This window comes from Inquilinus ginsengisoli (assembly GCF_031453975.1).
Classification (GTDB): Bacteria; Pseudomonadota; Alphaproteobacteria; order DSM-16000; family Inquilinaceae; genus Inquilinus; species Inquilinus ginsengisoli_A.
In genome coordinates this window covers 1-12,139 of the sequence record NZ_JAVDPW010000014.1, presented here as the reverse complement: position 1 = coordinate 12,139, position 12,139 = coordinate 1, and the positions used below count along the sequence as shown (strand labels likewise).

The 12,139-nt window shown below is 59.1% G+C and carries 13 protein-coding genes and 1 pseudogene; 7 read left to right on the top strand and 7 right to left on the bottom strand.

Going from position 1 to position 12,139, the window contains the following annotated elements; all coding sequences use genetic code 11:
* Window positions 1–88: 88 nt before the first annotated feature.
* Together E9232_RS31410 and E9232_RS31405 are read left to right on the top strand one after the other, a co-directional pair.
* Window positions 89–328, top strand: a complete 240-nt coding sequence (locus tag E9232_RS31410; RefSeq protein ID WP_309801027.1) for a hypothetical protein — start codon at window positions 89–91, stop codon at window positions 326–328.
* Between the two features lie 49 nt (window positions 329–377).
* Window positions 378–1,025: a TetR/AcrR family transcriptional regulator gene (locus E9232_RS31405; RefSeq protein WP_309801026.1), complete on the top strand. Its 648-nt coding sequence runs from the start codon at window positions 378–380 to the stop codon at window positions 1,023–1,025.
* Window positions 1,026–1,232: 207 nt separating this feature from the next.
* On the opposite strand, the gene E9232_RS31400 is transcribed toward E9232_RS31405, so the two are convergent.
* From E9232_RS31400 to E9232_RS35925, 3 genes and pseudogenes are all read right to left on the bottom strand, one after another.
* On the bottom strand, window positions 1,233–1,682 hold the full coding sequence (locus E9232_RS31400; RefSeq protein WP_309801024.1) for a hypothetical protein: 450 nt from the start codon (window positions 1,680–1,682) through the stop codon (window positions 1,233–1,235).
* A 131-nt stretch (window positions 1,683–1,813) separates the two neighbouring features.
* Window positions 1,814–2,491 (bottom strand): recombinase family protein, encoded by a 678-nt coding sequence (locus tag E9232_RS31395; RefSeq protein ID WP_309801021.1) that lies wholly within the window; start codon window positions 2,489–2,491, stop codon window positions 1,814–1,816.
* A gap of 71 nt (window positions 2,492–2,562) precedes the next feature.
* A pseudogene (locus tag E9232_RS35925) lies at window positions 2,563–2,910 on the bottom strand (hypothetical protein); the annotation flags it as partial.
* A 1,231-nt stretch (window positions 2,911–4,141) separates the two neighbouring features.
* On the opposite strand from E9232_RS35925, the gene E9232_RS31385 reads away from it, so the two are divergent.
* Complete coding sequence (locus tag E9232_RS31385) at window positions 4,142–4,873, top strand: hypothetical protein (protein WP_309801019.1); 732 nt, start codon at window positions 4,142–4,144, stop codon at window positions 4,871–4,873.
* 116 nt (window positions 4,874–4,989) lie between these two features.
* Here E9232_RS31385 and E9232_RS31380 read toward each other — a convergent pair whose 3' ends face one another.
* Together E9232_RS31380 and E9232_RS31375 are read right to left on the bottom strand one after the other, a co-directional pair.
* Window positions 4,990–5,565, bottom strand: a complete 576-nt coding sequence (locus tag E9232_RS31380; protein WP_309801017.1) for a HEPN domain-containing protein — start codon at window positions 5,563–5,565, stop codon at window positions 4,990–4,992.
* Between the two features lie 13 nt (window positions 5,566–5,578).
* Window positions 5,579–6,793, bottom strand: a complete 1,215-nt coding sequence (locus E9232_RS31375) for a GmrSD restriction endonuclease domain-containing protein (RefSeq protein WP_309801015.1) — start codon at window positions 6,791–6,793, stop codon at window positions 5,579–5,581.
* A 317-nt stretch (window positions 6,794–7,110) separates the two neighbouring features.
* On the opposite strand from E9232_RS31375, the gene E9232_RS31370 reads away from it, so the two are divergent.
* The 4 genes from E9232_RS31370 to E9232_RS31355 all read left to right on the top strand — a co-directional run bounded on the left by E9232_RS31370 (window position 7,111) and on the right by E9232_RS31355 (window position 10,368).
* Entirely contained in the window at window positions 7,111–7,311 is a 201-nt protein-coding gene (locus E9232_RS31370) for a plasmid-related protein (protein WP_309801014.1), read from the top strand.
* 107 nt (window positions 7,312–7,418) lie between these two features.
* Window positions 7,419–8,858: a DNA cytosine methyltransferase gene (locus E9232_RS31365; RefSeq protein ID WP_309801012.1), complete on the top strand. Its 1,440-nt coding sequence runs from the start codon at window positions 7,419–7,421 to the stop codon at window positions 8,856–8,858.
* 9 nt (window positions 8,859–8,867) lie between these two features.
* The gene (locus tag E9232_RS31360) at window positions 8,868–9,959 is read left to right on the top strand and encodes a hypothetical protein (protein WP_309801011.1); all 1,092 of its coding nucleotides are present in this window, start codon (window positions 8,868–8,870) and stop codon (window positions 9,957–9,959) included.
* A gap of 10 nt (window positions 9,960–9,969) precedes the next feature.
* The gene (locus tag E9232_RS31355) at window positions 9,970–10,368 is read left to right on the top strand and encodes a very short patch repair endonuclease (RefSeq protein ID WP_309801009.1); all 399 of its coding nucleotides are present in this window, start codon (window positions 9,970–9,972) and stop codon (window positions 10,366–10,368) included.
* Window positions 10,369–10,655: 287 nt separating this feature from the next.
* On the opposite strand, the gene E9232_RS31350 is transcribed toward E9232_RS31355, so the two are convergent.
* On the bottom strand, window positions 10,656–10,973 hold the full coding sequence (locus E9232_RS31350) for a hypothetical protein (RefSeq protein ID WP_309801007.1): 318 nt from the start codon (window positions 10,971–10,973) through the stop codon (window positions 10,656–10,658).
* Window positions 10,970–11,653 carry an AAA family ATPase gene (locus E9232_RS31345; protein WP_309801005.1) on the bottom strand — a complete coding sequence of 228 codons (684 nt, stop codon included), beginning with the start codon at window positions 11,651–11,653 and terminating at the stop codon, window positions 10,970–10,972. The genes E9232_RS31350 and E9232_RS31345 overlap by 4 nt, the downstream gene beginning before the upstream one ends.
* Between the last annotated feature and the right edge of the window lie 486 nt (window positions 11,654–12,139).

The window sequence follows — 12,139 nt, the reverse complement described above, 5'->3', positions numbered from 1 at the left end:
GAGAACGGTGACCTTGCGGCGGGCACGGCCGAGCTGCAGGGCGGCGGCGAGACCGGCAAAGCTGCCGCCGATGATGATGACGTCATCCATGGTGATGGGCTCCGTGTTGTGGATGGAGGGGGTTGGGCTGGGCCTGGCGCGCAATATCGTCCCGCGGAACGCGCTCGAGACAGGCAGCGAGCAGGGCTTCGGCATCTGCGAGAAAGTCGCCCATCACTGTGTTACCCGGCCGGACAATGCCGCATTCGATATCGCCGGGCGGCCGGGGAAACTTGATTTGGAGGACGGTCGAAAACCTACCCATTGGCTTGCACGTTTCAGATACTAAATGGTATCGTAATGCAGAAATTACGATACTGTCAAGGACTGGAATTGTCGTGACCGTGAACAGCCAGGGCCGGCGCGGCCGGCCCGCCAACCAGGCGCTTGGCCAAACGATCGTCGACGCCGCGTGCGAACTCTTTGTGGAATTGGGTTTTCAAGCGACGACATTGGACAAAGTCGCCCAGCGGGCGAGGATATCCAAGCTCAGCATCTATCGGCACTTCGAGAACAAGGAGGCGCTGTTCAGCGCGGCCATCGCGGCCCACTGCCATCAGTTTGCACCACAGGCCCTTTTTGAAGGCGTCGACGGGTCGGCCGAAGATCAGCTCATGGCGGTGGGAACATCCCTGCTTCGCACGCTGTTGAGCCCGGACGTCCGCAGTGTCGAAGCCATGATCATGGCCGACAAGACGAATCAAAAGTCGTTAAGCAAGCTCCATTACGAAGCCGGCCCCGCCTATGTCATCGCCCAAATCGAGGCCCTGTTGCGTCAGCTGCACGCGAAGGCGGTTCTGAACGTGCCCGATCCTCTCCGGTCCGCCCGCTTGTTTGCCGCGCTTATCAAAGGATCCGATCTCCTGCTTATCGCCCGCTTCGATCAGGCGAGAGCAGAGGACGACAACGAAATCGAATCCTATTGCCGGTCGGCCGTCGCCATGTTCATCGCCGCGCATGGTGGCAGCGACCACGCGGGCGGATAGCCTCGTTAAGAACAGATCAGAACAAGGATATGGCGTGGCAGAGAAAAATGTCTATCAGGTAGCCGACTGGAGTGGCCAAAGCGGGAAGCGCTGGCATCGACAGGGCATAGGTCGACACAGTCGGCCACCGCCATGCGGTGAAAAGAAGAAGGGGCGGTGAAGATCACCGCCCCGTTGGAAACGCACCATTTGAGGTGCCGCTGTCAATCAACAGATCAGATGCCCGAACACTCTGCGCCGGATGAAGAGCACCGGAGCCGAGAAGCAGAAGAAGCGGTACAGCCTGAGACGGAGGGGCCGAGGCCCATATATGGCATCGAGATAGCGGTCATGAGCCGCGAAATCGATACCGCAATCACCGTCCTCTTCATCCTCCCGGCTTCGCAGGACATTGAGCAGGAAGTCCTCGAAAGCGTCGATCCTGATCGCCATGCTCACCGTCGGAGAGGTCAGGCCGTGCCGGAAGGTCCGCAACGCCTCAAGGTGCCGCTTGCAATCGGCCTGGGTCGCCAGGTTCAACAGAGCGGCGTCTTTCAGCGCGACGAAGTCTTGTACCTCCTCCGGGAAGAATCCCTCTGCAAGCAACTGATTGATCAACAGTTCCTGCCGCGGCTTCACGATGGTCGCGTCGCCGGCGGTACGATCCTGGGTTTCCATCTGGGCGCCTCCGCTATTGGAGCGTTGGAACCCTCGTGGCCGAGTCGAGCGTCCTTGCGGACCTCGGAAGGTCCACAAGGGCGCGATCGACGGATCGCAACTCGAATTTTATAAGCGGAGCCGGATGCGGCCTAGCGCAAAGAGACCGATTCCGCGGAAGGGCCAAAATTTCTTCCGGCGGCCGCGGTCGCGCGGTGAAGCGCCCAGATCCGCTTGACCTGGCTCTGGCTGCAGCCGGCGAGGCGGGCCGTTTCCGCGATGCTCTTCCCGCTCGATTTCAGGGCGATGATACGGTCATGCACTGCACGATCCGCCTTGCGGCCCCTGTAGCGGCCTTCCCGCCTTGCCAACTGAATCCCCTGGCGCTGCCGTTCGCGCCGGTCTTCGTAGTCGTCTCGGGCCATCTGCAGCGCCAAGCGCAAGAGCATGCTCTGCACGGCCTCCAGGACGATTTTGGCGACACCCGTTGATGCGGCCGCCAGCTCGGATAGGTCGACAAGGCCTGGCACCGCCAGGCGAGCGCCCGTTGCCTGGATGGACGCGACAAGGCGCTCGGCGTCAGCCAGCGGAAGGCGGCTGATCCGGTCTATCTTCTCCGCGATGACCACCTCTCCCGGCTGCAGGTCCTGGATCAGGCGCTGCAGCTCTGGACGGTCAGCGCGGGCGCCGGAGGCCTTCTCTCGGTAGACGCCGGCGATGTAATACCCCCCTCCCCTCGCCTCCTCGATGATGCGCTCCTGGCGCGCCAGGTCCTGTTCGTCGGTGCTGACGCGCAAATAGACCCGGGCGACCCGCATGCCTGTTGCCATACGCGCCTCCAGATCCAGGTCGGCCGCTTCTCGCCGGGTTTAACGTCGATCGGCTCGCCGCTCCCCCATGCGAAGCGGTAAACGTTCCGGATATGCCGTACGATCGCTTCACCATCCGCGGGGCTGATCCGGATCGATGCTCGGAAGGACGGCAGCGACGATTCCTGATACGCGGGCTCCAGGTCGAACACGAGATCGACATCGCGATACCCTGGAGAGTCACCCCAGGTGACCAGCGTCGCGGCGAACGCTGCAGGGTCATCGGTTGCTCGGTCTTCCGCGAGGCCGGTCAATTGCGCTTCACGGGCCTTTATCGCGTCGGTGTAGGCAGCAGCGCGGATTTCGTCACGCAGCTGCCGGGCAGCCGCCGGGATCAGGCGAAGCCAATCGGCGCCGACGCGCTCGATCGCGTCGGCCATCGTGTAATCCATCTTGGCCAGCCAGTCCGGCCGGTCAAGGAGGAGAGCCGCGATCAGCTTCTCGCCGGTGGAGAGGACGCCGAAGCCTCCACCAGCAGCGGTGCGAGCTTTCTGGATCATGTGGGCAAGGTCGGCATTGCCGATCTGCGGAACCTCGGACATGTCATCGCTCCAGCATGGCCAAATTGAGTATACTCTACAAGGCCTGCCGTACCGGCCCTAGCCAAGAATGGGAATCACGGCTCAAATTGGCTATCCCTAAATGGATCGCCCAATCTGGCCTCATGTGTCCCTCCGAAAACTGAAGGCGCCCCCCGGACCCGACACGGTGGGAGCTATCGGCATTCGCCGACGTCGGGTCTCCAGACGGTCCCCGCCACGGGCCGGCATCCGCTACCGGCTGGTTCCGTGAACGTCGCGATGGGAGACGGGTCCGAGAGGCGTCCTTCCTGGTATGCGCTCCGGTTGCGCATGCGACCGAGACGCCGCCCGGCGAGGGCGGGAGGGAGCGGAGGCAAGGGGGCAGAGGGCCGGAGGGGGTTCACCCAGCCCGGACGCGAAGCGTCCGGGGCGCAGCGTTGCAGGCCTTGGCCGAAACCTGGGGAAACCGGCCCAGCGCCGGCGGCATGGCCGCCGCCCGCCCCTTGCCGGCGCGGGAACCTGGGTTCCCCTCGGCCCGCGTCCGCGAGCTCGTGTTGATGCGAGAGGGATCGGTTTCACCCCGAAGGGGACGAGATCCGCGACCGCGGAGCTCGGCGGAGCGAAGCGGAGGAGAGCCCGGGCCAGGAAGCCTCGCCCGCCCCAATCACCGGCAACCTTCATTGGCGCTTCAGACCACAGAGCCAATGATCCCGCCGACGCGGGACGGTTGAGGGGGCCAGCCGCCCTCGGCGCAAGGGTCCGCGGCCTCACGGCCGGTGGGTTTTATCGGGGGGTCGGAACCGGCCATCGCACTTGGCTTCTGAAACCGGACCTGGCTAAGCTGCGCGATATTTTGATGATGGAGGCATTTCAACTAATTAAACCGTAACATGGAATTGCAACCCGGAGTTGCTTGGCGAAACTTACTGTCTTTTCATCGCTGCGTTGACATTGAAAGCTCCGCCGTTTAGCGTTAGAAGATTAGCAATTAACAGAGGTTCATATATTGACCCTAATAATGACGTGGGCCGTAGCAGATCGAATAGTTGTAATTGCCGATACACTGTTCGGCCGAAGCGGGTCGCCATTGGTGAGCATCGGTCCTAAAATATTCCTCGTTCCCATTAGGACCCGGAATCTTGAAACAGATGCGTTTGATGTCTGCCTACCTGCTGGCTTTGCATTTGCAGGAGAAACGCTGACCGGCCAGTTTATTCATTCCCTAGCGACTACAACGTTACAGAACCTTGCGGCGCCACAGAACACAGTGCGTCCAAGCATTGAAGAGGTGGCTCAGTTCTTCGGAAAATGCGCGGAAAATATCGTGGCCAACCGGTGGCGCCACTTAGTATCAGATTATAGCATACATGGCTTGGTGTTTGGTTATTGTGAGAAAATCAGAAGGTCGAGGATATTTTCGATTATGGTGACATCCGCCAGCGATGAAGTTATTGAAACAAAGGTTGACGAAATTGATCTAAGGCGTGAACGCATTTATTGTATCGGCAGTGGCGCAAAAAACGCTCGCGCCATTGTTGATGAGTTGCGGAGAGCTCACCAACCCATCTGGCCAATAAAGGTAATGGATAAGATCATCGCTGATCCTTCTGTGCCATCTGTTGGGGGTGCCATTCAGGCCAGCACGGCGAGCCCCAAAGGAGTGGCACTCAAGCCGATGCTCAGGCGCGTCGGGTCGACTGCCGGAGAGTATACCGTTATGGGCGTGAATATATTCGAACTGGGAATGGTCGGTGGTTATGTTCCCGTTGCTCAACTCCATATGGTTGATGACAACGATCCCGACTTTGCGCCGGTCCGATAATCATGCCTCGCATGAGCTCCGCTCCATCAGCTGGCGGCGTAAATGGCGGTAGAGCATAGCCATGGTACATCCCCTCGCCAAACTGTCGTCTCCTCCATGCGGAAATCGCAGCAGCATCACTTGGTTCCGCTTGCAGAATCTGAGTGCCCAGGCGCATCAGGGTTATCCGGAGCCTTTAACAGAGTTGTGGTTAAGAAATCGACGAAGATCAAGGAAGATCTAAATAGACTCATGATATCATTGGGCGTCTTATCAACATCAAAAACAACATAATTCAAATGAACTAGACGATTTCTGGTGTCTCCCAATTCCAGAAAATTTTTGATAGCTTGGTCCAGAGAGCTATCTCCTCTAACCTTTTCCTTTGCCACTGCCTGGAACTCCGCACCAAATAGCCCAAAAAACTTGTTTGCGTTTTTCTTTTCCCAATCGAAATATGTATGATATTGACGATTTATAGCTTTCTGCTCCAGCAATTCGCAAATTATCGAGCTACCATTTGCATGAATTTTTGAGATTCCTCTAACTATATCTGTAATCTCATGCTCGAAGTAGCTAGCTATAGCCAATATCAGCGACCTTCTAAAGTTGTTGTTAGCCTCAACTGCGAATGTTGGTTCACCACTTTGCAGTAGGAACTCATAAAGTTTTTGATGCGTTTCATAGAAACGCTCAATTGAATCGCCAGCCATTGCTCCAGCTCCGCTAGGGCGTCAAAAGAGCGCGAGCACGATCATACCTTAGTTTTACGTACATCGAGCGACCAATTCCATAGCGAGTGGCGCTCACGAATTCCTGATCAGATTTCAGATGAGCGAGACGCTCAGCGGTTAACGGCAATACGTCTAATGTCTGGTCCCTAAACGCATCGACGCAGACAGCGCGAAAAACCGCCTCAAACATAGCAATACTAAAGCGATTGGTCTGCTTAACTCGGAAACTCTCCTCTGGCACGCCTTTCATCACTTCGAAGAAAGCTTCAAATAGTTGCTCGATATAGTTCAATTTTCCTTCGTCAAGACGCTTACATTTCTTCGCAAAGAGGTTGAGAAATCGGCCCATTGGCTCCGTATACGTTTCGCCGTCTGCTACCATGGCAATGGAACGCAATAGAATTTCAAGATCTTTGGCGTGGAGATCAGGTTCCGGTTGGCCCAATAGCCTACGCCACTCCGGATTCAAATTGACCCGATCCAAGCGACTCATGAAGTTCGAATGATAGATGCTGGTTCGGATTTCTTGCTGCCTGAGGTTTACACCACCGGTGTTAAGGCGATGGAATATCTCAAATACCGAGCTGTCGCCATCTTCGTCTGGCGCATTTTGTTTTATTATAACATTTCTGATTGTCCTTAAATTGAAGGTGATTTGGTCGGATCCAAGTGTGTCGAAATTTTTCCTATGATACTTGGACGATTGCCCCGGAGCAGCTGGCGGCAGCATCAAGTTGAACTTCTGAAAATATCTATCGTCACTCAAAATTGACATAGGCAATGAGCCTTGCTCGGCCATGATTCGGCGAATCGCGGGGCGTTGTGCCCGACGAGGAAATCGGCCTTTTGCAAAATAGTAAAGAGACATTAGCCGTTGTTGCCCGTCGATGACGAGAAAAGAATTTCTCTCCTCCTCGTACAAAAAGATTTGAGGAATTGGGAGTCCTATAAGTATAGACTCAATTAATTTCGAAGCTCTTTTTATATCCCAAACGTAATTTCTTTGAAAGGCCGGAATTTTTACAGGCCCAGAATCAATAAAATCGACGATTGTTTTGACATTGAAGTCATTTGGCGAGGCAGATATATCATAATCTTTAAAGCTTGCATCCATATCGTCGCCGTCATCGTCCGTAAACCAATCATCCGACGGCGGCTCATCTTCCGGGATCTCGTCATCGACCGGAACGTCATCGTGGTCTGACATTTGGATAGACCCTTATTGCTAGACTTTGGCATGGATGAATGCCAGACACTTTCCCCGTTATTCCGTATAGTGCGTTCGACCACTATTTGTCATCATTAAACTCGCGTACCCCACCCCGACCGGTTAACCCTTCATGCACCAGGATGATCATATCTCATCAGCTTACAGCAGAATGCAGCAACGGCTAATTCGGGTGTCCACTGACGAACAAAGCGTGCGGGTGTCGGCCGTAGCGCAACCGAATTATCTCATGATGCCGTCCTCACCCGAGCGCAAATCGGATACACATTTGTGTATCCATGAGTTAGGATGGCGCCATGAAGGACGTCGGCATCCGCATTCGCGTGGAGAGGGAGCTGCGGGAGGCGTTCCTCGCCGTCTGTGCATCAGAAGACCGGCGGGCGTCCGACGTGCTTCGCGGTTTCATGCAAACGTACGTTGAGCGGCACCGGGGGGGACAACGTGATCTGTTTTTGGGGCCCGCCCGTCGACGGTCGAGGAAGAAGGCGCTGGCATGAGCTGCGTTCTGCATGCCCGTGCACTTCAGAGGTGAAGGTGTGGCAGGCGCAGCGGCGGCAGCCGTTGGCCCTGCTGGGCTGCATCCCTGCTGTTGAGGAGGACAGACATGGCTGACGAGCAGGGTATGACATTGGAATGCTCCCCCGAGTTATTCACCTCCGCGGAACCAACCGTGCCGCTGCCCCGTGCAGAGGCGGCCGATACGTCGGTGCGGGCGAACGGCAGGAGCAAAGCCAGCGGCCCGTTTCGGATGGTGGATCTGTTTTCCGGCGCCGGCGGCCTGTCAGAGGGGTTCCGTCAGGCCGGTTTCGCCGTTGCCGCTGGATCCGATAACGATCCCGATGCTATGGCGACCTACGCGGCCAACTTCAGAGAAGCGCAAGCCATTACCGGCGACATCCGCTCTGCCCCTGTGAGGGAGCAGATTCTCGATGCTGCTCGGCAGGCCAGCGTCTTGGTCGGCGGCCCGCCATGCCAAGCCTTTTCCCAGGTCCGCAATCACACTCGATTGATCGAAGACCCCCGGAACGCGCTTTACCGGGAGTTCGTCGAGGTTCTCAAGCAAACGCTGCCACCTGCGTTCGTCATGGAGAACGTGACCGGCATGGATCAAATGGGGGTCCGCGAGCAGATTGCCGCGGACCTATCCTTGGATGGCGAGTACATCGTGCTGCCCCAAGTCGTCGATGCGGCGGATTTCGGCGTGCCCCAAACGCGGAAGCGCCTTCTTTTCGTCGGCGTCCGCGTCTCAAGCGGGATGGGCTGCCCGGTGCTGATAGGGTCGGAAGCGACGCAGGGCGTCACGCTGGCGCGCTTCACCGGCCTGCGCCGGCCCCGTTACCAGATCGTGGTCCAGGAGCACATCCGCAGCTTGCGGACAGGCGAAGCGCTGGCGAACCCGGAGAACGCATCCGTAGTGAGCGCCTCCGACGCGATCAGCGACCTGATCGATCTGCCAGTGGGCAACCGGACGGATGTGTTGCCGTACAACGAACTGCCCGGACCTCAAAGTGCATATCAGCGAGTGATGCGTGAAGGGGCCGGTGCGGTGCTGGCGAACGTCCAAGTGCCCCGCATCAACGCCGACACAAACCTGCGGCTTCTCGGCATCCCCCCGGGTGGGAATTACCGGGACCTTCGAGAAGAGCTTCAGGAGCGCTACATCACCGGGCACCGGTGGGGCCAGAACAACGGAACCGGAAAGCTCTCCCGCAAGCATTTCTACGCATATCGGCGCCTGCATCCGGGTGTGTGGGCCTGGACTCTCAACACGAAGGCCGACTCGGTTTATCACTACAACGTCGCGCGAGCCTTGTCCGTGCGGGAGTTTGCCCGGCTCCAGTCGTTCCCCGATCGCTTCGTATTCACTACCGATCCGCGTCCCGGGATGATCGAGGGCCGTCATGACGGCGGGCCAGCGCATTCGCGTTACCGCCAGGTGGGCAATGCCGTCCCGCCCCTGCTGGCCAAGGCGATCGCCGCGAGCTTGCTTGTGCAGCTAGGCGTGTTTGAGGCACATGAACCGGGGTACGCCAAGGCAGGATAGGATAGGAGCGTGGCCGAAACGAAGTCGAACCAACCCGATGCCAGCTCGATCAAGTCGGCATTCGGCGCTGGGAACCGGACTAGACTCATTAATGAATATTTTGTCAAGCAAAGTGACGAGAATATTACTGCGACGCAGGCATGGGCTCATGTATACCGGCTGCTGTTGTGGGTGGATCAGACAACCGGTTTGGGACACTGCTACGAGAGCGACAAGTGCCAGCCTGGCAAGCGCTGGTATGCACGCTCGCTGGCATTCCACGACTGGATTTCGAGTGCCCTAGGCACCTCGCCTGGTGAAGTCGCTCAGCATATCGACTGGCTGTTCCTGCGAGCGGCGGACGACTTGGCCGCCCACGTGCTCCGCAGAGCGGCGAAGGTCGCCGCCAATGCCGATGTGCAGCGCAAGCCTTACCAGGGACGCGGGTTCCCAAGGCCCGGGGAGGATCCCGAACTTGTCGGCATCGTCAAAAACGCCCTGGGATCGCACCTTGGCTCTGAGCCGCCGCCCGAGGTCTGGGACAGTCTGGTGCAGCGGGTCCGGCAGTACCTGACCCTTGAGAACAAGCGCAAGAATCTCGTGGGCGAAGGCTTTGAGGACGTGATTGCGCAAGTCATCCAGCGGACCTGCCGCCGTGACGACATGCAGGTATTCACACGTCGGGCGCTCCATGAACTGTCGGGCTTCAACCGAGTGCGCTCTGGGGACAAACCCAACAAGGTCGATGTTGCGGTGATCCGCCCCTCGGCACGGACGCTCGTCACCGCGAAGTGGAGCGTCCGTGCCGACCGAGAAAAGCAGTTCGTCACGGACTTTGCCGACTACGTGAATGCCGAGTCTGACCGTAAGCCGTTCGAGTACATCTTTGTCACCAACGAGTTTGACCCGGCGCGGCTGATGCGCGCCTGTGAGCAGCTCGTCGGCAACGCCTTGATGTTCAAGCACGTCGTGCACATCAGTACCGATGCGATTAGGGCCACTTACAGCCAGTCCGGGGACGGTCAGGGAGAGGCCGCCTCGATGCAGCGCGTATTGCGCCACATTGACCAAGGGCGGCTGATAAGCTTGGGGCAATGGCTTAAAGATCTCGAGGCTGCATAGCAGGGGCCGTATGGGCATAGGTCGCAGCGAAAACATGCGGCGTATCCGCAGCAAGGACACCGCGCCGGAAATGGCAGTGCGCCGCCTGCTGCACGGCATGGGCTACAGGTACCGCCTGCATCGGAAGGATGTTCCCGGCAAGCCCGATTTGATCTTTGCCGGGAGGCGCAAGGTCATATTCATCCACGGCTGCTTCTGGCATCAGCACGCAGGATGCAGGGAGGGGCGCCTCCCGAAATCGAACGCCGCCTACTGGCTTCCCAAGCTTGAACGCAACCAAGCGCGCGACAAAGCCGCGCTGGAGCACCTCGCTGCTTCAGGATGGGACGCTCTAGTGGTGTGGGAGTGCGAAACAAAAGACCTGAACGCCTCAGCCAGGAAGCTGCGCAATTTCCTGGACCAGGAGTAGCATCAGTAGATCGCCAGCAATCGGTGCGAACGTCGCGCGCCTAAGCCACCCAGGTCGTCGCTTCCCTCGATGGCTCTGTAGTGTCGTATCGGCAATCGTGAACGTCTTCCTTCTGGGCTCACTGACGCGCGGTGAATGTCCGCTCGCGATGAGCTGGAAGGCTCCGGACCGTCAGCAATGGGGACGGACCTGTCCTACGCGAAGGTCCGGCTTTACGGTCGGTGGGATCGAAGGGTATGTCCGCTCCAGGGCAGCCAGGATGGCCAGTGGGCCTCGCGTGAGCTCGCTCAGGATGTCCGTCTTCGGTCCACAAGATCGTCCTCGTCCACCGGAGCACCCTTGTTTTTCAGCGCATCCAAGATGACAGCTCTGATCGTCACGTCGCGCCGGTGCGCCTCTTCCTTCAGCCAAGCGCGCAGCTCTTCCGTGATGTCGATAGGCTGCCGCACCAGCCTTCGCTGTCGACGTGACGCCGGCACCAGCGAGCGCGACACGAATCCCTCTTCGCGTGCGATCGCCGCGGCCAAGCCCGGTTTCGCCGCCCCAACCGAGGCCCTCGGCTCAAACTGGTCCAGGTCAAGGCCCGCCCGCTTGCGGCTGGTCATGCGTTTTGTTCCTGCTGAACTCTCAGGTGCTCGACGACCGCCGCGGCCACCGCCTCGGCGTTCTCGATCGCTGCCTCGGGGTTCGACACGTCCGATTGCTCGAGGTCATAGATGGTGCCGCCGATCTGCATGATCGCGCGGAAGGCTGCTCGCTCGACCATCTCGGCCCGCAGGACGGGGATTTCCGCACCCCGCAACGTGTTGGCGATGTGTTTGAAGTCCCGGCCGCGCAGGACCGTCGTGCAGGTGAAAAGCACCGCATAGGGAATGTATCGCCTGTAAGCCTGCGCCTGACGATTGATGACCTTGATGACGCGGGCGCCCTGGTCGGCATCGAGCTGAGAGCCGCGCATCGGGATGAGAACCAGGTCGGCCCGCCCGATGGCATAGGAGACCGCCACGTTGGCCGTGCCCTCAAGGTCGACGATCACGAATGGGTCTCGAGCCGCGGCTGTGTCGATATGGTCGAGGATGGTTTCCTCCGTGACGCTCGGCACGACCCGGAGGTTCGCCGGCACATGCTCCGGATCACGATCAGCCCAGCTCGCGAGAGGCTGGTTCGGATCGGCATCCAGGAGCGTGACGTTCGCGCCCTGGGCAGCGAACACCTGGGCGAGGACGAGGGCGGACGTGGACTTGCCGACGCCGCCCTTCGAATTCGCGAAGACGATTGTGGGCACCCCTATTCTCCCCTGTGCGTATCCGTGGCTGACGTGCGCGTGGAGGCGCCGGATTGCCGGTGAGCAGCGCCTTGCGGTGCGCCACTCCCCCTCCCTCCTCAGAAATTCAAAACTTGCACATGTCCATCTGTCCATATGGGCACAAGGACATGTCCATTTCATCATGTCCATATGGACAAGTCCGCTCCAGTATCTACTCGGTCGGTTCGCCGAGACGCGCTGGCTCCAATCGTTCCCGCGCCCGCAAACGGGGATCCCCTGCTCTGATCGATCAGCCGCCGCAAGATCTCCTCTGCGCCGCTGCAGGGCGCACGGACACGCTGTAGGTTGCGCGCCGCGGGACTGGAGATAGCCGCACGTCTCCCCCACCCCCGGGGGGGGCCCGGGTTAGCGGCCCCGCCCCCGGGGGGGGGGCCCCCCCCCCAACCCCAGATAGTCGAGGCACCCGCCCCCACGTGGGTGTGTGGGGGGGGGGGGGGCCCCCCC

Bases quoted from the DNA above. Each gene is read 5' to 3' on its own strand.
- E9232_RS31355 (WP_309801009.1), top strand. From the start codon at position 9,970: ATGGGCATAGGTCGCAGCGAAAACATGCGGCGTATCCGCAGCAAGGAC.
- E9232_RS31410 (WP_309801027.1), top strand. From the start codon at position 89: ATGGTGATGGGCTCCGTGTTGTGGATGGAGGGGGTTGGGCTGGGCCTG.
- E9232_RS31380 (WP_309801017.1), bottom strand. From the start codon at position 5,565: ATGGCTGGCGATTCAATTGAGCGTTTCTATGAAACGCATCAAAAACTT.
- E9232_RS31395 (WP_309801021.1), bottom strand. From the start codon at position 2,491: ATGGCAACAGGCATGCGGGTCGCCCGGGTCTATTTGCGCGTCAGCACC.
- E9232_RS31400 (WP_309801024.1), bottom strand. From the start codon at position 1,682: ATGGAAACCCAGGATCGTACCGCCGGCGACGCGACCATCGTGAAGCCG.
- E9232_RS31375 (WP_309801015.1), bottom strand. From the start codon at position 6,793: ATGTCAGACCACGATGACGTTCCGGTCGATGACGAGATCCCGGAAGAT.
- E9232_RS31370 (WP_309801014.1), top strand. From the start codon at position 7,111: ATGAAGGACGTCGGCATCCGCATTCGCGTGGAGAGGGAGCTGCGGGAG.
- E9232_RS31365 (WP_309801012.1), top strand. From the start codon at position 7,419: ATGGCTGACGAGCAGGGTATGACATTGGAATGCTCCCCCGAGTTATTC.
- E9232_RS31350 (WP_309801007.1), bottom strand. From the start codon at position 10,973: ATGACCAGCCGCAAGCGGGCGGGCCTTGACCTGGACCAGTTTGAGCCG.